16 protein-coding genes and 1 pseudogene are annotated in these 25213 nt (G+C 44.7%); 4 read left to right on the forward strand and 13 right to left on the reverse strand.

Annotated features, from left to right (window positions below; all coding sequences use genetic code 11):
* Positions 1-3: 3 nt before the first annotated feature.
* From CHRO_RS34175 to CHRO_RS04025, 8 genes and pseudogenes are all read right to left on the reverse strand, one after another.
* Positions 4-699 carry an acyltransferase gene (locus CHRO_RS34175; RefSeq protein WP_015152898.1) on the reverse strand — a complete coding sequence of 232 codons (696 nt, stop codon included), beginning with the start codon at positions 697-699 and terminating at the stop codon, positions 4-6.
* Positions 672-1793 (reverse strand): DegT/DnrJ/EryC1/StrS family aminotransferase, encoded by a 1122-nt coding sequence (locus CHRO_RS03995; protein WP_015152899.1) that lies wholly within the window; start codon positions 1791-1793, stop codon positions 672-674. The genes CHRO_RS34175 and CHRO_RS03995 overlap by 28 nt, the downstream gene beginning before the upstream one ends.
* The gene (locus tag CHRO_RS04000; RefSeq protein ID WP_015152900.1) at positions 1790-2917 is read right to left on the reverse strand and encodes a Gfo/Idh/MocA family protein; all 1128 of its coding nucleotides are present in this window, start codon (positions 2915-2917) and stop codon (positions 1790-1792) included. The genes CHRO_RS03995 and CHRO_RS04000 overlap by 4 nt, the downstream gene beginning before the upstream one ends.
* A gap of 80 nt (positions 2918-2997) precedes the next feature.
* Complete coding sequence (locus CHRO_RS04005) at positions 2998-3978, reverse strand: hypothetical protein (protein ID WP_015152901.1); 981 nt, start codon at positions 3976-3978, stop codon at positions 2998-3000.
* A 12-nt stretch (positions 3979-3990) separates the two neighbouring features.
* Positions 3991-6213: pseudogene (locus tag CHRO_RS04010) on the reverse strand (N,N-dimethylformamidase beta subunit family domain-containing protein); the annotation flags it as partial.
* A gap of 55 nt (positions 6214-6268) precedes the next feature.
* Positions 6269-6781 carry an acyltransferase gene (locus tag CHRO_RS34180; RefSeq protein ID WP_015152903.1) on the reverse strand — a complete coding sequence of 171 codons (513 nt, stop codon included), beginning with the start codon at positions 6779-6781 and terminating at the stop codon, positions 6269-6271.
* A gap of 46 nt (positions 6782-6827) precedes the next feature.
* Positions 6828-8141 carry an ABC transporter ATP-binding protein gene (locus tag CHRO_RS04020; protein ID WP_015152904.1) on the reverse strand — a complete coding sequence of 438 codons (1314 nt, stop codon included), beginning with the start codon at positions 8139-8141 and terminating at the stop codon, positions 6828-6830.
* Between the two features lie 84 nt (positions 8142-8225).
* The gene (locus tag CHRO_RS04025; protein WP_015152905.1) at positions 8226-9050 is read right to left on the reverse strand and encodes an ABC transporter permease; all 825 of its coding nucleotides are present in this window, start codon (positions 9048-9050) and stop codon (positions 8226-8228) included.
* A gap of 1242 nt (positions 9051-10292) precedes the next feature.
* On the opposite strand from CHRO_RS04025, the gene CHRO_RS04030 reads away from it, so the two are divergent.
* Both CHRO_RS04030 and CHRO_RS04035 read left to right on the forward strand, forming a co-directional pair.
* Positions 10293-12566: a GumC family protein gene (locus CHRO_RS04030; protein ID WP_015152906.1), complete on the forward strand. Its 2274-nt coding sequence runs from the start codon at positions 10293-10295 to the stop codon at positions 12564-12566.
* Between the two features lie 438 nt (positions 12567-13004).
* Positions 13005-13883: a WecB/TagA/CpsF family glycosyltransferase gene (locus tag CHRO_RS04035; RefSeq protein WP_015152907.1), complete on the forward strand. Its 879-nt coding sequence runs from the start codon at positions 13005-13007 to the stop codon at positions 13881-13883.
* Positions 13884-13954: 71 nt separating this feature from the next.
* On the opposite strand, the gene ileS is transcribed toward CHRO_RS04035, so the two are convergent.
* The 3 genes from ileS to CHRO_RS04050 form a co-directional block, all read right to left on the reverse strand.
* Positions 13955-16891 (reverse strand): isoleucine--tRNA ligase, encoded by a 2937-nt coding sequence (gene ileS / locus CHRO_RS04040; protein WP_015152908.1) that lies wholly within the window; start codon positions 16889-16891, stop codon positions 13955-13957.
* A 33-nt stretch (positions 16892-16924) separates the two neighbouring features.
* Positions 16925-19852 carry a two-partner secretion domain-containing protein gene (locus tag CHRO_RS04045; RefSeq protein WP_015152909.1) on the reverse strand — a complete coding sequence of 976 codons (2928 nt, stop codon included), beginning with the start codon at positions 19850-19852 and terminating at the stop codon, positions 16925-16927.
* Positions 19853-19966: 114 nt separating this feature from the next.
* Positions 19967-20806: a Ycf66 family protein gene (locus tag CHRO_RS04050; protein ID WP_015152910.1), complete on the reverse strand. Its 840-nt coding sequence runs from the start codon at positions 20804-20806 to the stop codon at positions 19967-19969.
* A 256-nt stretch (positions 20807-21062) separates the two neighbouring features.
* Here CHRO_RS04050 and CHRO_RS04055 point away from each other — a divergent pair, with 256 nt between their 5' ends.
* Entirely contained in the window at positions 21063-21452 is a 390-nt protein-coding gene (locus CHRO_RS04055) for a nuclear transport factor 2 family protein (protein ID WP_015152911.1), read from the forward strand.
* Complete coding sequence (locus CHRO_RS04060; RefSeq protein WP_015152912.1) at positions 21453-22013, forward strand: nuclear transport factor 2 family protein; 561 nt, start codon at positions 21453-21455, stop codon at positions 22011-22013. It abuts the gene before it with no gap.
* Between the two features lie 50 nt (positions 22014-22063).
* On the opposite strand, the gene CHRO_RS04065 is transcribed toward CHRO_RS04060, so the two are convergent.
* The gene (locus CHRO_RS04065; RefSeq protein ID WP_015152913.1) at positions 22064-24289 is read right to left on the reverse strand and encodes a fused MFS/spermidine synthase; all 2226 of its coding nucleotides are present in this window, start codon (positions 24287-24289) and stop codon (positions 22064-22066) included.
* On the reverse strand, positions 24290-25201 hold the full coding sequence (prmA, locus tag CHRO_RS04070; RefSeq protein ID WP_015152914.1) for a 50S ribosomal protein L11 methyltransferase: 912 nt from the start codon (positions 25199-25201) through the stop codon (positions 24290-24292).
* Between the last annotated feature and the right edge of the window lie 12 nt (positions 25202-25213).

The following is a 25213-nucleotide window of genomic DNA, read 5'->3' on the forward strand; positions in this document are numbered from 1 at the left end:
GCTTTAATTGCTTTGTAATGGTTCATATCCTTCTCGCCAGCGTAAAAACCGAGCAGGAACGCCAGCAACGACGGCAAATGGTGGTACATCTTTGGTGACAACGGCTCCAGCACCAACAATACTACCTTTACCAATCGTTACCCCAGGAAGAATGACGGCATTCATCCCTATATCAGCTCCTGTTTCTACTTTTACCGATTTAATTTCCAGGTCGGTTTGAATAATTGGAACATCAATGGGGAATGCGGTATGAGTTGAACCAAGTACTTTTGCTCCTGGTCCCCATCCCACATAATCTTCAATTATCAAGTCACGCGCATCAAAGTAACTCTGCGGACCGATCCAAACGTAGTTACCGATCGCGCACTTGCCATCGAAGCGTCCTTGAATGTAACTTTGCGAACCAATGAAAACGCGATCGCCAATCTCAAATGTTTCTAAATGTTTGAAGCCAACACCGCTACCAATCCGAATGCCATGACCGAATTGACGTGCCATTGTACGCCAAATAATTCGTCGCATTAACAAGTCAAAATCACCCTCGCCAATCGTGAAGCGATTGTACAATTCGAGTAATTGGTCATTACTGTGCTGATGGCGCAAATGTTTTGCCATCCCCACTTCAAACTCTGGGTCTGGTTTCAGCTCTTGGGAGCCGTGTGTAGCTGCAACTACCCTACTTTTTGCCAATTCATACATGGAAGATTCTCGCGTACTACAGCACTTACAACTTCTAATTGGTTGAGAGCAAGTTCGGCATACATGGGTAAAGAAAGAACTTCCCTCGCTGCTCGTTCGGCGTGGGGAAAATCCCCAGGTCGATACCCTAATTCGGCGTAAGCTGGTTGTAGGTGTACCGGAATCGGATAGTGAATGCCTGTTTGAATCCCCTGCTTGTGTAGTATCTGTTGCAACCAATCTCGTTGGGGCGATCGCACGGCGTAGACGTGGTAAACGTGATAACTATATGGCATGACAACAGGAGTAGACACCTCCGAACTTGCCAGTAACTTATCATACTGAGCAGCGTGTGTTCTTCTTGCCTCTGTCCATTTGTCTAAATGACGTAACTTCACCCGCAAGATCGCTCCCTGGATGCCATCCATGCGGTAGTTATAGCCTTTGAGCAGGTGATGGTATTTCTGTTCTTGTCCCCAATCGCGCAGCATCCGCATTTTGCGCTCGTACTCGGGATTGCTGGTGACGACCATACCACCTTCACCACATGCCCCTAAGTTCTTCCCCGGATAGAAGCTGAAACAACCGATGTCGCCTAGACTACCAACTCGCTGTCCTTTGTACTCGGCTCTGTGTGCTTGTGCTGCATCTTCAATCACTACTAGACCGTGACGGCGAGCGATGTCGAGAATCGGTTCCATGTCTGCTGGTTGACCGTACAGATGCACTGGTAGAATTGCTTTGGTGCGCTCGGTGATTGCTGCTTCAATCTGAGTTACGTCCATCGTGTATGACACGGGATCGATATCGACGAAGACAGGTTTAGCACCGGTGTAACAAATGGCGGCTGTGGTAGCAACGAAAGTAAAAGGCACGGTAATTACTTCGTCACCCGCACCAATTCCAGCGGCTAATAATGCTAGGTGGAGAGCGCTAGTGCCTGTATTGACAGCAATGCCAGAATCGGCATTACAGTAATGAGCGAACTCTTCTTCTAAAGCGACGACCTCACTCCCTAGCACAAATTGCGTACTTTCTAAAGCTTTAAAAACAGCAGCATCAATTTCGTCTTTAATGCTCAAATACTGTGCTTTTAAGTCTACAAATGGGATCATACTGCTACCTCCACTCCGCTTAGTTCAACTAATTGACCTTGCTGCTTGATGGACTGGGTAGCAGCCTCTAGAATTCTGACGACCCGCAGTCCTGCTTCCCCATCGGTAATTGGACGTTTGCCTTGCTGGATGCAATCAACAAAGTGTAATGCCTCGGTTTGCAATGCTTCAGTCATATCTAACTTTGGCGACCACATATCTCCGGTGCGATAGCCAACTAACATTTGGTAAACGTTCTCAGGACTGCCATTGACTGTAATTCCTTTGTCGTATACCTTAATCTTTTCACTTGGCTCCAAGTCGTCATAGCAGATCATTTTTTGACTGCCCCCAAGCAAGGTACGACGAACTTTAACTGGCGCTAGCCAATTCACGTGGATGTGAGCGATCGCGCTATTATCAAAAAATAATGTTAGGTAAGCAATATTTTCTGGTTCCCCAGGAATGTGACTCATGCCAGTTGCCGAGACAGCGGTTGGCTTGGCTTGTAACACGTAGTCCATAATTGAGAGGTCGTGGACTGCCAAATCCCAAATCACATTCACATCGTGCTGGAACAGCCCCAAGTTGACCCGGACAGAATCGTAGTAATAAACGTCGCCTATTGCTTTGCTGGCAACGAGTTCTTGCATCTTACGGACTGCACCCGTATAAACAAAGGTGTGGTCTACCATCAATACCAAATTTCGCCGTTGAGCTTCCTCAATCAGCCTGATGGCTTGTTCGGAGCTAACAGTCATGGGTTTTTCGACGAGTACGTGTTTGCCAGCCTGCAAAGCTGCCAAAGCTAAGTCGTAATGAGTCGAAACTGGGGTCGCGATCGCGATCGCATCGATATTTGAATCTGCAAATAAGTCTTGGCTATCTGTCGTTACTTTCACGGCTGGGTAACGCGATTGCACTTTAGCTAGCCTTTCTATTTTAAAATCGCTCACAGCTACGACCTTTGCTCCTGGGAGATCGGCAAAGGTACGGACTAAATTGGGACCCCAATAGCCATAGCCTATGACACCAATATTAATTGTATGAATTGCCGAATTTTGCTTGTCTGTACAAATATTTCCCTGCTCGGGGTAAGTACTTGAATCGACATTTTGTGTTAAGCGATCGCGAGTATTTGTCATAGGAGTAGATCGGTAGAAGTAAGGTTACAAAACTTCAATTACTAAAAAACGATAGCGATCGATCGGTTAGCTAATAGTTTTTAGACTTTGCTAAAAGCAATCTTATCAACGGCAAATTTTCTAAGAAATTGCATCTGTCCGGTTTGCAGATCGACAGAAAATAAAGAATTACTGCCTTCTAGATTGGGATCGGCAAGTGCAAATAGTTGATTGGAGGGAGAAAAGGCGAGACATGCCAAGTCATTTGATAAAGGACGACCGTTAAACCTCAGTTCCACTAAATTGATAACTCTTCCTCTACCAGTGATCGGAGACTTATTTGTTAGATCGAACTGCACCAGAATTGGGTTGCCACCAGGATCGATACTAGTACCGTAAATGTTGCCATCCGAGGATTGGGCGAGATTGCTGTACCGATTAAATGGAGGTAAATTTGGTAGATCGGAGCGAGAATCGACTTGACCTGATTTTGAGTCAATTAATCCTAGCTCGAAAGGCGGTTGACCTTGGGTAAGGCTAACAATACCTAGAAGTTGGTCTTGTTGAATGGCGAGCAGGCTCTCAATTGTATTGTTCTTTTTGATTTTTTTAGCTTTCAAGCCTTTTGTGGCGGACTTCTTACTATCTGGACTGAAAACGATGAAGCGATTTAAATCGCCCTTGCGAGTCGATGCTAGAGCCGCAACAACAAATGTCCCATCTGATAAGGCAGTAAAACCAGTGATTCGTTCGCTCTGCTTTTTGATGATAAAAGCTTTACTTGCAGTTTCAGTTGCGTCCTGTTGATTTTGAACGGCTTGTTCGGCAATTTCAGTAGATAACGATTCTTGACCTGTGGTAAGGTCTAAGGATTGCAAAATCATTCCAGGGGTTTTGTTTGCTGCTTTCTCATCAACTAAGTCTTCTGTGATGCTGCTGCTAGCAGGGGTTAGGCGCACGCCGTAAATGACGAGTTGTGTTTGGGCAACTGTTTTTTTGGCTGCTAAATTGGAGAGTACGGTTGTAGCAGCACTAGCGATCGCTAGCTGACCGAATCGGCGGCGTTTTAATCTCAAGTTCATACGAAGTTATTCTTAAGGCACAATTATGTTGACATCTGGAGACTGAGGCTTAGCCCCCAAGTCTGCTAGTACGTTGACAGCAATTTGCTTAGCGCGTATATCTTCGCGGTTGACCCGAGCGCCATCAGTATCCAACCCAAACATCCAATGAACCGATCCAGTCGCAAATACCTTAGCGCCACTGGCAGCAGTGTAACGGGCTGCGTTGGAAATATTGATATTAGTTCCAGGTGGGAGATCGGAATCAAAGGAACCGTTGGGGTTAACTGCTGATTCGCTCAAAACGACAAGATTGCTGGGGGCAGCACCATTATTAATCGCTGCATCCCATTCATAACCCACTAACCCACTTAGCGTGTCTCCATTGTTCAAGTTGGTGTTGGCGTAGTAAGGATCGCTACTATTGGTGACAACAAAATCATACCCGCCGTAGTAAGGGTTATTGTAATCGTAAGTCCAATACAACCCCCCATTATCGCCTGTATACATGACACCGATCAAAGCGTTTTCAGGTCGATTGTTTTGTTGGCTGCGGAACTTGTTCGTAGGTGCGACGGGATCTGTCACATCCTTATAGCACGCCATGATGCGGTTGTTTCCGCCAGTGGGGCTATTTTCAAACCGAACTCGCCAATAGCAAGTGTTGGCTGAGAAGAAAGCTAAATTAACTCCTGCGTCCCTGGCTTGTTCGACAGCATTTCTCGCTTCTAGCGACCAATATTCGTCATGACCGACGGATAAAAATATTTTGTGCTGTCGCAATAGCTGTGGGTTTTCATGAACGTCCATGTTCGTGACGTAAGAGACGTTATAGCCCTGAGACTCTAACCATCGCACCATATGACGCTCCCAGCGTAATATCGAGTGCATTTCTTCGGGACGGATACTAGCGGCTGAAAACGGGCGATCGTAAGAAACCTTCAGTGCTTTTTGACCGCCAATACTGTTATATGTGTATAAACTGTAACCGCCAAAAGTGCTATAAGCTAAATATGTGGTAAAGCTACTCTGGAATAAGATGTCAGAAGTACTGCTGTCATCGCGGACAACGAACCATATCTGTGACTGTTTACCAGTTGCTAAGATGGTCAGCTTCGCAAAATACAAACCGCTCGTCCAATCATTACCTATTGCCAGCGTATAGGAAGTTGCCCAGTTACACTCGATCAGGCGGGTCGTACTGTCGAAGGTACAAGCAGGCTGCGTAGTTCCATTCAGCGCACCACTGCTAGCGACTAATCGCGCTCCCGCACCTTCGTAGTAACCTAAGCGATACACGTCAATAGTGAATTGCGCACTGTATCCTAGAGAAACTTTAATTGGCAGCGATCCGCCCTTATTGACGCTGGTTGCACCAGCATAGCCACAGATCTCACCATTTGTATCGTAGTTAGAGTTGGGGATTCTCCAGTCGGGATTACCTGGTTTTTGGTTTTCTAGGTAGATGGGGTTGGGGTTGGTGGGATTGGCTCTGGTGGTAAAAGCAGTAAAAGTCACGCTGCCTATATTATCGGCTGTTGCAGTAACTGTATTTGCTGCGCCACCCGTCGTTCCTAAAGTCAATGTTGTACTTGCTTGTCCGTTGGCATTGGTGACGGCGCTGGTAGGTGAAACGGAACCACCCCCACCACTTACGGCAAAATTGACAGTCACCCCTGATTGAGGGCTGCCAGCAGGGTTTCTCACTTGAACGACTAATGGGTTAGCTAGGGTTGTCCCTACTCCGCCACTCTGATTATCACCGCTGACTTTAGAAATCGTGGAAACAGGGGTAGCGGAGAAGACTACATCGCGGTAATAGTTGGTGTTGCGATAAGAACTGCTGGGAAAAGCGCCTGGACTTACGTTGTAAACTCCGTTGTTGCCGTCAGCGACTGAGCTAAGGTCGCCGTTGACAATTGAGCTTGCCAATTCATCGTTATAAGCAGCATAGAAGCTGTTGATGTTGACAGAAACCACATAAGTTGTATTGGCTTGAATGTTCAGCGGTGTGCTAAGAGCTTGCTGCTGCCATCCTGATGCTGTCTCATTTGAGAAGCTCACAGTTGCCAATGGAGTGCCACCACCTGCTGCCCAGATTTTGCCAGTATGATTACCAGTCTCGCTTGCAGCTTTCCAAAATCGAATTGCAGTTATCTGACCAACGCTTGTACTGCGGAATTTCATCCCCAGTTCGTAAGGAACTCCGTCGCTAAGATTTTGAATATTAGGTGTTTGTGTGGTAAATAATGTCTGCTCAGTCTGAGCTTGAGCTATAAGAAATTCATCTAGATTGAATTGTTCGGTCATTTCAAACACTCGCTTTTGAGCCGTTATTCATTAATTCGCCTCCATCGGCAATATTGCCGACTACCCGCGCGGGGACTCCCACTACAGTTGCGCGATCGGGAACATCGCGAGTTACAACTGCTCCAGCGCCAACTATGGCATTTTCTCCAATTGTGACTCCTGGCAGGATAGTGGCATTGCTGCCAATAGAAGCACGACGCTTTACTCTGGTTTCAATGACAGACCAGTCAGCTTCGGTTTGCAGGCTGCTATCTTCGTTGGTGGCACGAGGGTAAAGGTCGTTGGTGAACATAACTCCATGACCGATAAATACTTCGTCTTCTATAACCACACCCTCGCAGATAAAAGTATGCGATGATACTTTACACCTAGCACCAACGACCGCATTTTTTTGAATTTCTACAAAAGTACCAATTTTGGTTTCAGCACCAATTTTGCAACCATAAAGATTGACTAATTGTGGATGAAAAATACTCACGCGATCGCCTAGTTCTACATCATGATTTATTGCCATCTTTTTTTAGTCTTAACTATAATTAAACCTGAAAACTGCCATTCGATTAATTAAATTTTTCTGTCAAAACTTTTTCTGATGGAACTGCGTACCAAATCGCATCTTCCAAGTAAACACACTCATCCGATTGCCACGGGTACTCTTCCCGCTCGATCCCGTGCATCGTGACTTCAAACGGACAAATATTTCTCACATTTTCTAGTAAATTACTACCTCGTCGCTCTGAAAACCATGTTGTTAGAGTATACAAGCCCATATAGAGTCTGAATTTGGGGATCTCGCATCGGAGAATAAACAATCCTGCTTCTCGACGAAAGGGAAGTTGCCGATCGAAATTCCAAAAAATACATACTGGTTGTTGAAACTCATTCATTATCTGGAAGGAAAAGCACAGACTTTCATGCGGTTGAGTAACTTGTAAGGCAAACTCAAAAGAAATTGCTTCTCCCCAGCAGTGAACTCCTTGTTCCTCAGAAGTATGTACTTTCACCCAAGCTAGATAGTTGCCAGTCTTATCTAAAGGAGCTTGGTAATAAGCTGGTTGCTCGTCAGCCATTTTTTGTCCGGCAATATATAACCGTACAGCCGTGTCAGTAGCACCATCAAATTGAACGTTCCCTTTTGAAAGTAAGATGCATCGCTTAGTTAATTGCGCGATCGCCTGCATACTGTGGCTGACAAACAAAACTGTTCGTCCTTCTTTGGTAGCCACGTCGTTCATTTTTCCCAAACACTTCTTTTGAAAGGCTGAGTCACCTACTGCTAAAACTTCATCTACAATCAAAACATCTGGTTCTAAGTAAGCTGCTACTGCAAAGGCAAGACGCACGTACATACCAGAAGAGTAGCGCTTGACTGGGGTATCTAAAAACTTCTCGACTTCAGCAAAATCAACAATTTCATCGAACTTCTTTTTAATTTCAGCTCGACTCATGCCAAGAATGGAGCCGTTCAGATAGATATTTTCTCGCCCAGTGAGTTCTGGATGAAAGCCAGTACCGACTTCTAATAAACTAGCGACTCGTCCGGCGATCTCTATGCTGCCAGTGGTAGGTTCGGTAATGCGGCTCAAAAGTTTTAAGAGTGTCGATTTACCTGCGCCATTGCGTCCAATAATTCCAACTGCTTCACCTTGATTAATCTCAAAGAAAACATCCTTGAGCGCCCAAAATTCTTCAAGATTAGATTGAAAATTTTGTTTACCATTTTGTGGCAAAAATGTTTTAGAAAGCCTTTGAAACTTATTCCCGATGACATCTCTTAAAGTCTTATAGCGATAGAAACCAGCAGGTTTTTCTTTTTGGTGACTGATGATGTATTTCTTTCCCAGTTGCTCAATGCGAATAAGTGGCTCGGACACGCACTCAACTCCTGATAATACAATTTCTGATAATACAACCTATATTGGCTTGGCGATCGCCAAATTCAAATTGCAAATTCCAATTTAAATAATGTCAGCGAAAGTTCGTTCCATTTTACGGAAATACCAAACTCCGCTCGCGACCAGCAAAATAACAATTCCCACTGACAAAATGAATCCTGGGAGATAAATGTTTGATTCACCGCCTAAAATTGCCCAGCGGAAACCATCAATCACTCCTACCATAGGGTTCAAAGAGTAGAGTAAACGCCATTGTTCCGGGACGATCTTGCTACTAAAACCTACAGGTGAGATATACAGACCAAACTGAACGATAAATGGCACGACATAGCGAAAATCCCGATATTCTACGTTCAGCGCCGCTAACCAAAGCCCTCCTCCTACAGCAGCAGCAAAGGCAATTAGAATAAATAAGGGTAATGTCAATATGCGCCAATCGGGAATAAAACTGTACCAAGCCATCAAAGCTAGTAGAATCATGCCTGAAATCATAAAATCTACAAAGCTGACAATCACTGCACTGGCGGGTACAATTAAGCGAGGAAAATAAACTTTAGAAATTAAATTGGTATTGACGATTAAACTATTACTGGACTCAGATAAGGAATTAGCAAAAAACTGCCAAGGTAACATGGCTGCAAATACCAAAATTGGGTATGGTGCGCCTTCTGAAGGCAGCTTTGCCAAGTTGCCAAACACGACTGTAAATACAACCATTGTGAAAAATGGTCGAATCAAAGCCCAAGCAATGCCTATGGCTGTTTGCTTGTAGCGCACGAGAATATCCCGCCAAGCCAAGAAGTAGAATAGCTCTCGGTAACGCCACAAATCTTGCCAATACTGGCTCTCAGTACGACCAGCTTGTATAGTTAGTTTTCTCGTCTGCATATGCTTACAGCTAACAGCCTACCTAATAGTTTCATTTGACTCTATATGCATGAACTTGCATTCAACGAATGACTATCCGTCATCTGCGGTCGAGCCCAGCTCAAACCTTATGCAGATATCGGCAAGTTGCCATGCCAATCTCTTCACCTTGAGTCAGATGGTTGCAGACTTGCACTATGTCATTTGCACGTTTGCCACCATTACAGACTGGTTAACCTTACGGCACTGATGTAGCTAATGCGACAATGGCAGTACGGTTTGATTCTGCAAACGAGGCAATCGAGCTGTGATGGAAATTGCTTGAGAAACTAGCAATACCTGGCTCAGTGCAAAAAAACGGAGGCTAACTTGCTTACCAAATTCAGGTAAGGTCGTGTAGAGACGGTTTACGATCGCCAAGCAAGTGACACAAAGCGCCAAAACGGTTCGCGATCGCCAAGCGGCTATTCTAAATTTAAATGCTGTTTCTATAGTCTAACCAGTAAAATTGAACCCCCCGAGCATTTGCTTGTACGTGCTGGTAATGCAAGCAAAGATTGCAGTTGCCATCTAAGGGATGTCCGGCTCCGGTAGCGCCGTGAGTGCTTCCAGGACTGGCTGATAGGATGACCAAATTGTATAAATAAATTTCGAGTTGTTACGTACATGTTTCTTAAGTAGCTCTCTCACCCACGATTTTCAACGAACTGCAAGAGCCTTGTCTGACTGGATCGCAAAGAATCGGTCGGCTCAGATCCCCTTACCTAGTTTGGTATCGCATCGATTTAGATTTGATACCAGCAGAAGCTACCGCTACCTCAGCAGATAACAGTTTCCTCCAACTAGATATTGTAATAGTTAAAAAACTAATCAAATAGAGTAGACGTTTTGGTAGGTTGCATCAAAATCCCGTAGCAAGGATTGCAGAGATTTGTGTATAAGTTCATTCAATCACTGTAGTGATAGATATACAATAAAGAAAAAATAAAGATAATGTAAACTTTCTGTGAAGTACTTTACAGGAGATCCAGAAACCGAAATTTTGTTTAAAACGGATTGATAATCTTATAGACTAGGTGGTAGATTTGTACATGCCCTCCCAATCGAGAGTAGCAAGGACTTGTTTTTAGTCGTATACGCACTCAACTCCCTAAAGAGGGAGACAAGTGGCGAGTAGACTGTGTATTCAGTTGAGTATCAGGCTGACTTCAGACTTGAGTAAGTTTCTAAGACCCGTTATTAAAAAATAAACAGAGTCTACATATGAGAAATGTTAGCTCCTCTCAACAGTTGCCTCCTCAGACCTACAGCCAGCAACTTCAGCCTCAACCTCAGCTCTACACGACTCAACCTGACGACACTAATGAAGGTGGATTGAATGTCAGTTGGTTGCTAGGAGCGATTCGGCGCAGAATACTAACAATTCTGATCGGCACAACCGCAGTTGCCAGTGTATCTGTATTACTAGCTGCGACTGGTACTCCAACCTATGTCGCTAAGTTCGAGCTGTTAACCGAACCCGTGACTGCTGAAGATAAAGTTGTATCCTCTAAAGAGGAAGAGAAAGAAGAAAAGGATTCTCCGGGGTTAGATGAGACAACTTTGAAGGTTTTACAAAGTCCGAAGTTGATGTCTCCCATTACCCAAAAACTACAATTATATTACCCTGGTAGCAGCACGCCTCAATTGAACATTAAGCTGTTGCCCAACACAAATATTTTAGAAGTTAGCTATAAAGATCCTAATTTTGAAAAAGTTCAATTTGTCTTGGACACGGTAGCTGAGGCTTACTTAAAATACAGCCTAGAAGAACGTCAGACAGATGTTAATTTAGGAATTCAGTTTGTCGAATCTCAGCTACCACAATTGCAGCGGCAAGTTGAATTCTTGCAACAGCGCCTTCAAGGTTTTCGGCAACGACATGGTATTGTTAATTCCGATACTCAAGGTCAACATCTCTCTTATCAGCTCGATCGAATTGAACAGAAGCGACTGGAGATCCAGACTCAGTTATCTAGTAGCACAGCTTTTTACAATAATCTGTACGAAAAACTGCGATTGCAACCGGATACAGCGGCAGCAATTACCGAACTGAGCGAATCGCCTCACTATCTGAAGCTGTTCAACTTACTTCAAGATGTAGAAACTAAAATTGCGGCGAAATCGTCTCGTTATAAAGAAGATAGTCCTGAATTTCAATCTCTATTAGCTCAACAACAGCAGTTGCTGCAAGCTGTCAGAAAAGAGGAACGGCGAATCTTGGGAGATCGATTGCCAAATGGAACGACAGACTTGATAGACACAGCCTCTCCCGGTTCGGCTCGTTTAAGAGAAATTCAAAAATTGACTAATGCTGCTAAGCAAATTCAGTCCTTAAAAGCGCAAGACTACACCCTAAATAAGTCCGAGAACTTGTTAAGACAACAAGCTAAACAATTTCCGATAATTATTCGTCAGAAAGATGACTTAGAACGGCAGTTAAGAATTGCTTCCGATAACTTAAACCACTTTTTAACCAAGCGCGAAGCACTACGAATCGATGCTGCGCAAAAGCAAGTACCTTGGCAAATACTCACGCCTCCTAGCGAACCTCAAAATACCGCACCTACCGTTCAGCGTAATTTAGTTCTAGGCACAGCTTTAGGTCTATTAGTCAGTTTTGGAGTTGCTCTGCTTGTAGATAAACTTAACAACGTTTTTTATAACTCTGAAGAAATTAAAGATAAGACTAAATTGCTAATTTTAGGTGAAATTCCTAGCGTAAAATTCGATCGCAATAGTAGACTGGCGCAAAAAACTGAAGTTTCTGATTTCTGGGAGTCTTTCCGCTCTCTTTACACAAACGTTTCTTTTCTCGATTTTAATGGGACTGTTCGTTCTCTAGCGATCGTCTCAGCTGCTCCCGAAGATGGTAAATCAACAGTTGCATTGTACTTAGCTCAAACAGCAGCAGCAATGGGTAAAAGAGTTTTATTGGTTGATGCAAATTTGCGGACTCCCACCATTCATAAAATGTTAAATTTATCCAACGCGCAAGGACTGAGCAATGCGATCGCCGAAGGTTTAAACTTTCAGTATGCGATCCAACAAGTGCGTAATAGCTCTGAGGAAGCTGAGGATAATGGAGCTTTTCACGAGGCTACAGCGCACAGTAGAGAAATATCCAAGGATAACTTGTTTATCTTAACTGCTGGTTCAATTCCCCCGAATCCATCGATCCTGCTTTCATCACCGCAAATGCAAAGCTTGGCAGAGCAACTGCAACAAACTTTCGATTTAGTGATATACGATACATCTCACTTGATTGGTTTTGCTGATGCAAATCTTTTAGCTAGGCATGTGGATGCTAGCATTTTGACTGTAAGTATGGGTAAAACAAACTGTTCCGCTTTAGTCAAGGCATTAGAGCAGTTAAATTTCTCTGCCACACCAGTTTTAGGTGCAGTTGCTAGCGGTATTCAAAGACAGCCTAATAAACTCAGCTTTCTATCAAAGCGTAAATATGGCGCTCGCTTGTTCGCGCTCGATCGCGCCTGAAACTTAAATTATTGTATTTAGATTGGACTCGCCAATCTTTTCTTCGGAAGCACCATACATTACGCTTGTAAAATAATCAGAATAAATGGCAGGCTTGCATCTAATTTGATTTTCTTAAGATACAGTTAAATTAAGCTATGAAAGAGTAAAAATAGAGAGCTTTAGTGATACTTTAATAAGTATAAGTTGTAAAAGACTTTGATTATTTAAAATAAAGCAATTCTGCTAAAGTTTCGGTTGAGTAATAGATCGAACAAATTTTAAATGAATCGGTAAGATACTATCAGTTTGCGAGAGGCATTTAACCTGATTCTGCAAACTATGTCAGAGATTAACAGCCGATTTCGACTATTTTTTGTGCGTGCGGAGATGGCTTTATACATTACGCACAGCCAGGATTGTTAGCTGAGGTTCCACATTGCTGGCAACAGAGAAATAATGAAAAATACACGACAATCCACGCTAAATGATCGAGAATTATTTAGCGAACAACATCAAATTCAAAATCAATCCTTTGAGACTCTAGATTTAGAATTTAGAGTATTAAAAGTTTATAAAAAACTTGACGTGATCGATTCACCTGTTAGTGCTTTACCGTTTGAATCTCAAATTAACTTAATCTTAGAGTGGGCAACGAGTAAAGTTAGTAAATTTGTTTGTGTGGCTAACACTCATATGCTAGTAGAAGCTTACTGGCATCCAGAGTTTGCCAAAGTTTTGAAGAATGCAGACCTTGTGACTCCTGATGGAATGCCTTTAGTCTGGATGTTGAAGTTGTTGGGAGCGCGTACCCAAAATCGTGTTGCGGGAATAGATATTCTTTTATCTTTATGTAAACTCGCTCCTTTGAAGAACGTGAGCATATTTTTCTTAGGTTCTGAAACACCAGTTTTAGAGAAAATGAGAGAGCGCTTGGCGCGGGATTTCCCTAACTTGAAAATTGCTGGTATGGAGCCTTTGCCGTTTCATCCACTGACGCGCGCAGAAGATGAAGCTTTGGTTGAAAAAATTCATCATAGTGGTGCTGGGATTGTTTTGGTCGCTTTAGGTTGCCCGAAACAGGAATATTGGATGCAGCAACATCAAGGTAAAATCCGAGCAGTAACGATCGGATTGGGGGGAGCATTTCCTGTTTATGCAGGAGATCGAAAAAGAGCGCCCCATTGGTTGCGTTTTGGTGGTGGCGAGTGGTTGTATCGGTGGCTGCAAGAACCACTGAGACTATCGAGTCGATATGGTCAAACTATCCCAGTATTTACTTTGCTAGCTTTCAAGCAAATACTATTGTGTTACTTAGTAAAATCTCAAGGTTCATGAAATTTGATGATGTAGCGATCGCTAGTCACTGGCAATTTGCCAATAACTAACGACAGCTAACTAAACGACAATCAGAATTCTCCTGCGAGAGCGGGAATACATCGTTCGCACAAGAGCGGATGTGCTTGAGATGCGCCGACGTGTATAGAATAATTCCAACAGCGATCGCATTTTTTCCCGTCAGCCTTAGCGACCCCAATTCCCAAAGCTTCAGATTGGAAATTATATTTCAATTCTGTTAGGGTTGCGGGAGTATCGAGCAATTCTACCCCAGAAGTGATGAATAAATAGCGTAACTCATCAACACCGTTGGAATGAGTAGATGGCTGTGCGTCCGTACTGGGGTTTAAAAATTGCAGGCGTTGTCGCAAATTAGCATCGGCGACATATAATAGTACCTTTGCTTCGAGAGAAGAACCGATCGCCTTTTCAGTACGTGCTTGTTCTAATACCTTATTCACTTCCGTGCGGAGTTGGCGCAACTGAACCCAAGATTCTGCCAGCTCTGAATTTTGCCATTTGTCCTCTAACTTCACCCAGCCGGATTCAAATACAGATTCATGCGACTTGGGGTAGGGGAGATATTGCCAGATATCCTCTGCCATGTGACACAATACAGGGGCGATCGCTTTGGCTAAGTTTTCTAGGGCAATCTGCAAAACTGTTTGACAACTGCGACGGCGAAACGAATTAGCGGCACTGATATACAGCCGATCCTTGGCAATATCTAAATAGAAACTCGATAAATCTACGACACAGAAATTCTGCACGGTTTGGAAAAAACGGAAGAATTGGTATTTATCAAAAGCTTGTGTTACCTCATTAAATACTTCTGTCATTCGGTGCAGCATATAACGATCCAATTCTGGTAACTGCTCGTATGGTACTGCATCCTTGCTGGGATCGAAATCGTGCAGATTTCCTAGTAAGAAACGAGCCGTGTTGCGAATTTTATTTCTCGCATCCGCTAACTGCTTCAAGATATTTTTACTGATCGGCACGTCGGCGGAATAATCTACCGAAGACACCCACAACCGCAACACATCTGCACCGTAGGGCGGTTCTTCTTTTTGATTTTTACCACCGTCAATAACTACCGTGGGATCGACTCCATTTCCTAAAGACTTGCTCATCTTACGTCCCTGCTCGTCCACGGTATACCCGTGAGTCAAAACAGTTTTGTAAGGTGCGTGACCGTTGGTCGCAACGCTCGTGAGCAAACTAGACTGGAACCAACCGCGATGCTGATCCGATCCTTCCAGATACAGATCGGCTGGATAGGATAATTCCGGTCGCTGTTGAAGGACAGCCGCCCAAGAGGAACCAGAATCAAACCAAACATCCATCGTATCAATACCTTTACGGTATTTTCGCCCGTTATCGCGATACTTTTCTGGGAGCAACTCTTCTACCGACATTTCCCACCAAGCATCCGAGCCTTTTTCGGCAAAGATATTTTGGACGCGCGCGATCGTCTCTTCATTCAGTAGCGGTTCTCCGGTTTCCTCGTCGTAAAATACGGGAATTGGTACGCCCCAACTGCGCTGGCGGGAGATACACCAGTCAGAACGCTCAGCTACCATTGCGGTGATGCGGTTTTCTCCTTGAGCGGGAATCCACCGGACATGGGCGATCTCTTGCAGGGCTGCATCTCGAAATCCTTCTACCGACGCAAACCATTGCTCAGTTGCCCGCAAAATCACGGGTTTTTTCGTCCGCCAATCGTAGGGATACTTGTGGACGTATGGTTCTTCCTTCAGCAGCGAACCAGCTTGTTCTAAAGCTTGAACGACTGCGGCGTTACCTTCCCCTAATACGTTAAGCTTGGCAAATTGTCCGGCTTCTGCTGTAAAGTTACCATCGGCATCGACGGGAGAGAGGATCGGCAAATTATAGCGCATCCCCACTTGATAATCTTCTTGTCCGTGTCCTGGTGCGGTGTGGACGAGTCCCGTACCGGATTCCGTCGTCACGTAGTCGCCGCCAATGACAATCGGGCTTTCGCGATCGCACAAGGGATGGCGATACTTGCAGTGTTCTAGTTCGTAGCCTTTGAATGTAGCTTTGACAGTGAGTTGAGCGCCAAGTGTTACAGATAATCTCTCCACTAAATCCGCCGCAACAATGAGGTATTGTGGATTTTGGTCACGCAAAGACGCGAAGGCGCTAAGGGTGCTTTGCGTCTCTGCGTCTTTGCGTGACATTTCCACCACGGCATAAGTTAAGTCGGGGTTGACTGCAACTGCTAAGTTGGCTGGAATTGTCCAAGGGGTTGTCGTCCAGATGGCTACCCAAAGATGGGGGAGGAAGGATTTGAGTTTGGGGAAGACTGATGGCTCGATGTGAGTCATCGGAAAAGCTGCATAGAGACTGCGGGAGGTGTGTCCTTCGGGATACTCTAGTTCTGCTTCGGCTAGGGCGGTTTTCGAGCTGGGACTCCAGTAAACGGGTTTGAAGCCGCGATAAACGTAGCCTTTTAAGACCATCTGCCCAAATACGCCGATTTGGGCAGCTTCATATTTTGGTTTGAGAGTCAAATAGGAGTTTTCCCAATCACCGATTACCCCCCAGCGTTTGAGGCTGGCGCATTGTTCTTGCATTGCTTTGAGGGCGAAGTCCCGTGCTTTGTGGCGCAGTTCTAAAGGTGTGAGCGAAGCGCGTTCCTGCGGCTTCATGCTTTGGATGACTTTGAGTTCGATAGGCAATCCGTGACAGTCCCAACCGTGAATGCAGCGAACTTTACGCCCTTGTTGGAGTTGATAGCGATTGATGATGTCTTTGAGGATTTTATTCAGGGCATGACCGATATGTAACGAACCATTGGCGTAGGGGGGTCCATCGTGTAAAGTAAAAATCTCGCCAGAATTTTGCTGTGACAGGCGATCGTAAATTTGATTTTCTGCCCAAAACTTTTGGATCTCTGGCTCGCGCTTGGTGGCGTTTGCCCGCATGTCAAATTTGGTTTTGGGCAGGTTTACGGTATCTTTGTAGCTTCCTAGTTCTGTCACAGCTTTGTCTAAAATAGGGACAAGGTTATTCAACTATTTTAGAAGTATTTCTGCGGCAGGATAAGTTCCGTTACAGTTTAATGCAGGCGATCGCATTTTATTTGTAGATGCAGCCATCAATATAACTTCATTTTTTTCGTTGAATGCCCATTGAGTCGCTTCGACAATTTGAGTTGGGACAATTTGAGTTGGGGCAGAATTTACGACGCGATCGGGTATTGTGTTGGAGCGGCTCTCTGCTTCAGGTTCCAGCATCGCCCAATCAGTTAGGACTGTCTCAGCATTGAGTCGTTCTCTCGGGTTAGGTGGTAAGCCGCCGCGTCCATTGACGACGAATTGATTCTCGCTGCCAGTAGCACAACCAGCCACAATTTGGTTAGAAGCATCGACTAATTCTACTGGTAATACAACTAATCCTTGGCTGGGATCGACATCTATATCGTCTATTGTCACTACGCCATCAATACCGCGATCGCTCGTTGCAGCGATCCGACTGTCGGGAGAGATAAACAGCCCTCGGACATTAATTTCGATATTACCACCACGACCTGCAAAAGCATTAGCAGCAATCTCGCTGTTTTCCAGTGCCACTAAGAACGTCGTGTCTATATTGATATTGCCTCCATCTCCTCCAGCTTGTGCCGTACCTGCGGTAGCAGAAATAGAACTGTTGCGGCGTAGTAAGAGCAAGTCTGCAATTTGCAAGGTAATATTTCCACCATTACCCGATCGCGTGGTTGCCGTGAGGGAGCCGTCTTCTACCCTCATGGAGTCAGCGGTGACTGCGATATTACCTGCATTACCTGACTGACTGCTGACTGAGATTTGCCCTCCATCTCCGATCCTCAACTCTTTGGTCGTGACTTGTAAAGAACCTCCTCGTCCTGTAGACTGCTCGGTGGTATTGGCAAATATGCCACTCGCCGGACTAATGGGACCAACTGAACCAGAAAAATCTTCTAGCTGGCTGACTTGGTTAAAGAAGTTGAAGTAATCGGGATTCCTAGAGGCGATCGCAATCCGGTTTTTGGCATTAATAATGATATCGCCAGCATCACCGCTATTGGAAGCCGTTGTCAGTATTTGACCACCGCGATTGAGATCGAGTACATCAGCATTGACAATAATATTACCACCCCTAAACGTACTGAGGCTTTGGGCGTTGATCGCACCTCCATCAAACACTCGTAAGGTTCCAGTGGTAATGCTAATCTGACCTCCCGTACCATTTGCCCCTGCTCCAGTGCTGGTTAGCAAGGTAGAATATTCACGACCTTTCAAGCGAATATCATTTGCTGTATCGGGAAAAATGACAGGATATCTACCGGAAACTTCTACAAAATCGGTAGTATCAATCTCAATGTCACCAGCTTTGCCAAAGCTAAATGTCCTAGTTGATAGTTGCGCTCCCCCAGTTATAGATAAAGACTTGCCTTTAATGTAAAAGTTGCCACCATTACCTTGATGTGGTTTTTCTCCACCTACACCAGATTGGCTGGCAATCCAGCTCAGATTTGCAATCGATATTGGACCACCTGCTTTAATCGTAATATCTCCTCCATTGCCGCGTCCTTCAAACACGTTACTAGCGATAAAACTATTATCAGTAATGGAAATGGAGTCATTGGCTTGTAGTAAAATCGTCCCACCCGATGCCTTAAAGCTAGCTGCTACAATCTCGCTATCAGATATATCAATCGAGCCATTGGCTTTTACCGTAATATTTCCGGCACTATCGCCAAATGAGAGGGTAGAAAAAGCGCTGTTGAGTCCTGTATCAGTAGCAGATAAAGTGACAGAACCAGCAGTTTCTACAAAGATATCACCTGAAGCTGCCCGATCTACAGCATTATCTCTAAACTGTATAGCACTGACTCTGCCAAGATTATCGATTGTCAGCGATCCAGCTTTGATATAGACATTACCAGCTCTACCACCAATGCCATTATCAAAGACATTAACAATGCTGCTAGATTGACTAATTATTGTTGCACCTGTTGTATCGATCGCAATGTCTCCGCCCCGCACGCCAGCAACTCCCTGTCTGGTGGCGATCCCGTTAGCCAGGGAACTTTCTCCTAAAAGTTGTAACTCGCGTGCAGTCACAGCAATACTACCTCCACCATTAGCTGCCACATCGACTTTAGCGGCATTATTGAGCAAAACATCTGCTCTGGCTGTATCCTTGGGAAAACTCAAACGCAATTCGCTGTTGTTGAAATTCAGCCCTACCGTCCCCTCTGCTGTCAAACCACCTAACTCGACGCGACTATCGGGAGCGCGAACGATTCCACCATCTAAACTCACGTCACCACCTACTAAAGCTAGGGTTTTACTGGGTTTTACTGTTAATCCAGTCGCTTGACCTTGAGTCGCGATCGCCCTAGCTTGATTTACAATCCTGCCTGCATTTGTCCCAAACTGCAAGCCAATCGGAACGCTGATAGTTAGCAAAGGCGTGGTTTGCTCCGCACTAGCACTGAAACTCGTGTCATCTGCAAATTTTAGACTTTTTGCCGTACTAGCGATAAAAGAACCACCTATATCTAACCTGGCATTTGTACCGAAGATGATGCCATTGGGGTTGAGCAGAAATAGACTAGCAGCACCATTAGCTCTGAGCAACCCATCAATATTGGAAATGGAGCCACCTGTAACGCGACTGAAAATGTTTTGAATATTATTGGCGTTATTAAAGTAAGCAGAGCGTCCAGTTAAAACCGAAAAGGAGTCGAAACTGTGGAACAAATTATCGCCTCGTGTCGCTCCACCAGAAATAACATCAACCGTAGGATCGACAGGTTGAGATGTAACAATAGAACCCTCTGTTCCCAATGTATTATCTGGTACAACTTGAGCTGAAGCAAAATTTTCCAGGCTAGCGATCGCACCACAAATCGCTATAGCAGATGTCCAGCCTACCATGCAATAATTTTTATGTTTCCCAGCTATGACAACCATTACCCTTCCCCAGCAAATGCGATCGAGTCAAATTCTACACATGCATAAATACGATACATGAGTGCATGACTATATATGGTTACAAAGTATTGCTGGGAAACAGGTACTTACGACTTACGACTTCTCCTCGGTCTCAGGTGGCGAAGTTGGTTGATGCTTTTCTTCTGCATCTTCAATTGCAGCTTCTACTAATTCGGGACTGGGGGGATCGGGACGGTGTAATTCAGTGACTTCGCTCTGTGAGGATAACTCGGTTTCAGTTTCGGTAGTCGTCGATTCTTCTGGTTGCGTGGTTTCAACTGGGGTAGCTGCTGCAATGTCTGGGTTTGGTTGAGATTCAGGAGCGACAATAGCGTTTTCGGCTGGAGGAGACACTTCTACTTCTGTAGCGATTTCGACTGGGGGAGACACTTTCACTTCTGTAGCAATTTTTTCTTCAAAGGTAGACGCTGACTCGGTTGTTTCTGGGGCTGTAGAAGTACGACGATCGACAATTTCTACAGTGGGAGTAGATTCTACTGGCGGTGTCGGAACCTTTTTGACATCACTTTTTGGTTGTAGCTGCTCTTTGGCTGCGGTCGCTTTACTCGTTGCTTTCTTGCCAAACTGTGACAGCTTTTGTAGGGGTGAGATTTTGGTGACTTGCTCTTGAACGTTGCTTTTTACCTGTGCTGCGCTCGGTACAGCTGTTTGTTGTTGTTGAGGAGTGAGTTGGCGGCGTAACTGTAGAGTTTGGAACGCATACCAACCCAGTAACACGACTCCAGCGACTTGACCTAATAGGAGTCCTCCTGTAATCTGCTTGGCACATACCCATAAGACTAAAGCATAGAACAACCCTACGCCGCTCCAATAGATATCGTTTTTGCGACCAATTTCTGGAAAGAAAAAGGCGGCTAGGTAGATGCCAAGACTACCAATAGCAACAGCTAACGCAAGGATGTATGCAAGCATTTCTCATCTACTCCTAACTTAGAGTGTTTTCTGGGGATATCTGCTGGGGGCGTTTTTTCAACTAGCTACCTTTACCATTTTGCGGGAGATTGTTGACTTAGATACAAAACAAAAATTAATTCTCTGTATCTACTTACCAGGTTGACATTTTTACCCTAGTGTTGTTCTCTGCTATATGGGCGATACTGTGGCGATCGCGCACTCTCTCCTTCTCAAGAGTTAAATTGAGATTGGACAGTACGAAAAAAGGCGATCGATGACAAATCTTGAAGTTATTCAAGAGCTATACAGAGCTTTTCGCGAGAAAGATTACGATGCTTTTCAGCAAATTTGTACTGCTGACCTTACATGGATACAGAATGATAGATTTCCGCAAGGTAAGACGTATCAAGGTGCAGAAGCAGTCATCGCAGGAGTTTTTAAATCCAATAACGAGCGTTGGGAGATGTTTTCATTTCAGATCGATCGCTATCTTGATGCAGAAAATTCTGTAGTTGTCATTGGAGCATATGTAGGTCGCCATCGGGAGACGCAAAAATCGCTGCGTGCAGTTGCTGCGCACGTATACGATCTAGTTGATAGCAAGGTGTGCCGCTTCCAAATGTTTGCGGATACGAAAACAATCTGGGATTCGATGGTTCGATAAATGAAGATCGACTTACATCAGGTGAAAATTAAATCGTACAGGGTAGCGTTAGCAAAGCTTTCCAAAGGAATTGCGGTTCTGGTTGGAATTGCTATTGTTTTAATTAGCATCGAAGTATTTGCAGGTATACCCACACAGATGAATGTCAGTAATTCCAGCCCAGCAGGGAGAAAAACTACATCTCCAGAACAGATCCGCACAATCGTTCGTCAAGCGAGAGATAGCTGGGTCAATGGAGATGCAGATGCTTTCGCCGCTTTATTCACTCCTGACGGAGAACTGATCGTCCCAGGACAAAAATGGGTAGGTAAAGATGCCATCCGCAAAGCAGCAGCAGATTTTGCTACTTATGCCTCAAACGTCAAAATTGAAATTCGCCAAATTATCATTGAAGGCGATCGCGCTGCCGTAGAGTGGTATTGGGAAGATACAGAAAAAGCGTCAGGTCGTCGCAACCGTGCAGACGATGCGATTATTGCCGATTTTGTCGCAGGTAAAATCAAGCGCTGGCGCGAATATATCGACAGTAAAACGCCAGAGACAGTGACCAGTCACCAGTGAGCTGAGGAAGTTGAGGAAGCAACCACCAACTACCAACTACCAACTACCCATTACCCCTGATTCAAATAATATTCCGATCGCGGGAACAAGTCTGTATTTACGGGTTGAGGTTGACCGTCTTTGGCGTGGGAGTAGAAATTGACCTGGGCAGTTTTGACATCTTGACGAATTGCTTCGACATTGACGCTTGCTTTTGCTAAAAAATTCAATACAGATGCGTCCTCTAGTTTATTTAATAGCCGTTGTCGATTGAAGTCAACGGGGCGATCGCTGCCAATTAAAACGTGTAAATCGCCGCTCATGCTTAACTGAATTACGTTAGGGAATACGCTGCGGAACGTCTGCGCTGTGCCTAAACCTACGTTCCATTCCACAAACATACCACCTGGGGCGAGGTGCGATCGCACGGCTTGAAAAAACTCTTGCGAGTAGAGCATACCAGCTCGCGATCGCCAGGGATAGATCGCATCGGCTTCAATGATGTCAAATTTTTGTTGGGATAGTTCCAGCTCTTGCCGTCCGTCACCGACAATAAATTTATAACGCGGGTCTTCAAATAAGTATTTGAGCGGCTGACCGTTAGGAGTTTGAGCATATTGACGCAAAACTGTCAACTCAGCTCCAAGTAACTCTACGACTTTAATTTGCCGGGTTGCAGGGTTTACTCCTGCTGTATGAGCTGTCCCCCCCGAACCCAGTCCGATAATTATGACTTGGGCGGGATGGGGATGAATCAGTGCGGGTAAACTGCCCAGGAGGGCGTGAACTTGCATGTAAGGGAAACTGGCTTGCGCTTGTCCGCTGGCGAGTAAAGTCCCTTGTCCGTTTACCTCTGTGACGGCGGCTACACCTGTTGAATCTTCAGCAGCTAGGAAATATTGTGTGGCTGGAATGCCATGTAGAGCAGCCCAGAGACGGGTATTATTGGGAAATACAGCAATGATGACAGCCAGGGCGATCGCCAGCATACTCGTAAGCTTATCTCTCCTCAGATTGAAACATAGCAGGGCAAATCCCAGTCCCAACCACGCAATGAATCGCAAGGAACCCGCCGTACCGAACTTATCCAACAGCACCAATCCCGTCAGCAGGCTACCTGTAGTATTGCCTAAGATATTTGCGACTTGAATGAAACCGACTCGCTGTCCAATTTGGCTATCTTTTGTTTGTACGGCTTTCTGTACTAAGGGAAAATAAAAACCCAGTAAGAAATTTGGCAATACGAGCATAACCGAAGGTATGACTACATATCTCAAGATGACAATAGAAGTAATATTATTTAAGTCAATGTAGCCGATATCTGTACGTAAATCTGTCGGATGAGATTGGTAGTAAATGCTAATCAGCCAGATAGAAATTAGCGCATAAGCAGCTATACCAGCTTGAATCGCAAAAAAGACTTTTTGAGGTTGACGAATGAATCGAATTGTTGTCGATCCTGCAATACTTCCTAAGGCATTACCAATCAGAATAAACGCGAGAAGATGAGCGTATGTATAGGCGATCGATTGCAATACTGTATCTAAAACCCGAAACCAAATAATCTCTAAAGAAATTGCTGCAAAACCGGAAAGAAAGACCAAAAAACACCACTGCCATAGAGAACGCGATCGCAGCGCTCCATTTGCCGTATTTGATGCAACTAATACAGGGTAGCTAGGCTGAAACTGACGAGAAATAGACCAGGCAATAATTCCCACTACAGTACTTAGAATTGCACCGAAATAAACTGTTTTTTCATATCCAAAAGTACCGATAATATACCAACCAGAAACGAGCGTTCCCAGCCCCGATCCGAGCGTATTTAAACCGTATAGCAGACCAATTCGAGCTGCTGCACCCTTTGCATGACGGCTAGTTGCTTTCGTTACTAGAGGCAGCGACACGCCCATCAAGGTAGTAGGAATTAATAAACTAACAAACACGATCGCCAACATCATTGCTGGAGATTGTGCCAAAGATTTTCCTTGCAGAAACAGCAAGTCGTAAAATAAAAAGCGGCTGCAAACAGCAAAAATAGCAATTCCAAAATTGCAACAACTATAGATTTGTACTGCCTGACGGTTACTGAGGCGATCGCTAATCCAGCCACCCAGCCAGCCACCTACACCCAGTCCTAACAAATAGGAGGCAACCACAATCGTTACCGATCGCACATCAGATCCAGAAAACAATCCCAGCATTCGCTGCCACACTACCTGATAAAGCAGCGCTGTAAACCCTGAGAGAAAATAAACAATAAATAGGGCAGGAATTGCCCTTTTGTCATTGGTCATTTAAGACCGTCTCACATTAAAACAACACCATTCTTTGCGTCGCCAAAGAGTTGCTACAGTCCAGCCATAATGTTCTAAAGTATCGGCTACCGATTGGGCTTGGTCGATTAAAATGCCGCTGAGAATGCCCCAAGTTGAGGGTTTAGAAACAGAAGTAATTTGGGGAATTAATTGAATGATGACATCTGCTAGGATATTGCACGCAATGCCGTCGAAAGATGCTTGGGTCATTTGAGGCAGCGTGTTGACGCTACCCTGTCCTACAATTATGCGATCGGCAGAAATTTGATTGAGTTGTCGATTGCTGTGGGTGGCGTTGACTGCCATGATATCTGTATCTACAGCATAAACTCGGCTAGCACCAAGTAAAATTGCTGCAATTGAGAGAATACCAGAGCCACAGCCAATATCTGCAATAACTAAGTCTTCTCGACTGGAATTGGCAAGATCGTCCAAGCGCATTTCTAAGGCTTCTAAACATAACTGCGTTGTGGCATGGTTACCCGTACCAAAAGCAGTTCCAGGATCTAGCCTTAGCAAAAGTCTTTCAGATTTTTCTGGCACTGGTAGCCAAGCAGGATAAATTAAAATGCGATCGCCCACTTCCTGCGGTTGCCAGTACTGTTTCCAACTGCTTGCCCAGTCTTCTTCATCGATTAAATGCCACTGCATTTTGGGCAGCTCTAATCCTACCAGCAAGGCATCCTGTCGCAACCACAGCGAAAGGGCAGCTAAGTCAAGTAACTTTACTTGTTCTTGTGGCAAATATGCTTTCACCAAACAAACATTACCATCATTCTTCTGCCGTTCGCTTGCCATCCCACGACAGCCAAAATCCTCTAGTCGCCAGAAGATCGTCTCTTCTAGGTCTAGATCGCACACAATTTGAATTTCCCACCAGTGATTTGCCATAGTTAGCGGTTA

This window comes from Chroococcidiopsis thermalis PCC 7203 (assembly GCF_000317125.1).
GTDB lineage: Bacteria > Cyanobacteriota > Cyanobacteriia > Cyanobacteriales > Chroococcidiopsidaceae > Chroococcidiopsis > Chroococcidiopsis thermalis.

Bases quoted from the DNA above. Each gene is read 5' to 3' on its own strand.
- CHRO_RS34175 (WP_015152898.1), bottom strand. From the start codon at position 699: ATGTATGAATTGGCAAAAAGTAGGGTAGTTGCAGCTACACACGGCTCC.
- CHRO_RS03995 (WP_015152899.1), bottom strand. From the start codon at position 1,793: ATGATCCCATTTGTAGACTTAAAAGCACAGTATTTGAGCATTAAAGAC.
- CHRO_RS04000 (WP_015152900.1), bottom strand. From the start codon at position 2,917: ATGACAAATACTCGCGATCGCTTAACACAAAATGTCGATTCAAGTACT.
- CHRO_RS04005 (WP_015152901.1), bottom strand. From the start codon at position 3,978: ATGAACTTGAGATTAAAACGCCGCCGATTCGGTCAGCTAGCGATCGCT.
- CHRO_RS34180 (WP_015152903.1), bottom strand. From the start codon at position 6,781: ATGGCAATAAATCATGATGTAGAACTAGGCGATCGCGTGAGTATTTTT.
- CHRO_RS04025 (WP_015152905.1), bottom strand. From the start codon at position 9,050: ATGCAGACGAGAAAACTAACTATACAAGCTGGTCGTACTGAGAGCCAG.
- CHRO_RS04030 (WP_015152906.1), top strand. From the start codon at position 10,293: ATGAGAAATGTTAGCTCCTCTCAACAGTTGCCTCCTCAGACCTACAGC.
- CHRO_RS04035 (WP_015152907.1), top strand. From the start codon at position 13,005: ATGAAAAATACACGACAATCCACGCTAAATGATCGAGAATTATTTAGC.
- CHRO_RS04045 (WP_015152909.1), bottom strand. From the start codon at position 19,852: ATGGTTGTCATAGCTGGGAAACATAAAAATTATTGCATGGTAGGCTGG.
- CHRO_RS04050 (WP_015152910.1), bottom strand. From the start codon at position 20,806: ATGCTTGCATACATCCTTGCGTTAGCTGTTGCTATTGGTAGTCTTGGC.
- CHRO_RS04055 (WP_015152911.1), top strand. From the start codon at position 21,063: ATGACAAATCTTGAAGTTATTCAAGAGCTATACAGAGCTTTTCGCGAG.
- CHRO_RS04060 (WP_015152912.1), top strand. From the start codon at position 21,453: ATGAAGATCGACTTACATCAGGTGAAAATTAAATCGTACAGGGTAGCG.
- CHRO_RS04065 (WP_015152913.1), bottom strand. From the start codon at position 24,289: ATGACCAATGACAAAAGGGCAATTCCTGCCCTATTTATTGTTTATTTT.
- prmA (WP_015152914.1), bottom strand. From the start codon at position 25,201: ATGGCAAATCACTGGTGGGAAATTCAAATTGTGTGCGATCTAGACCTA.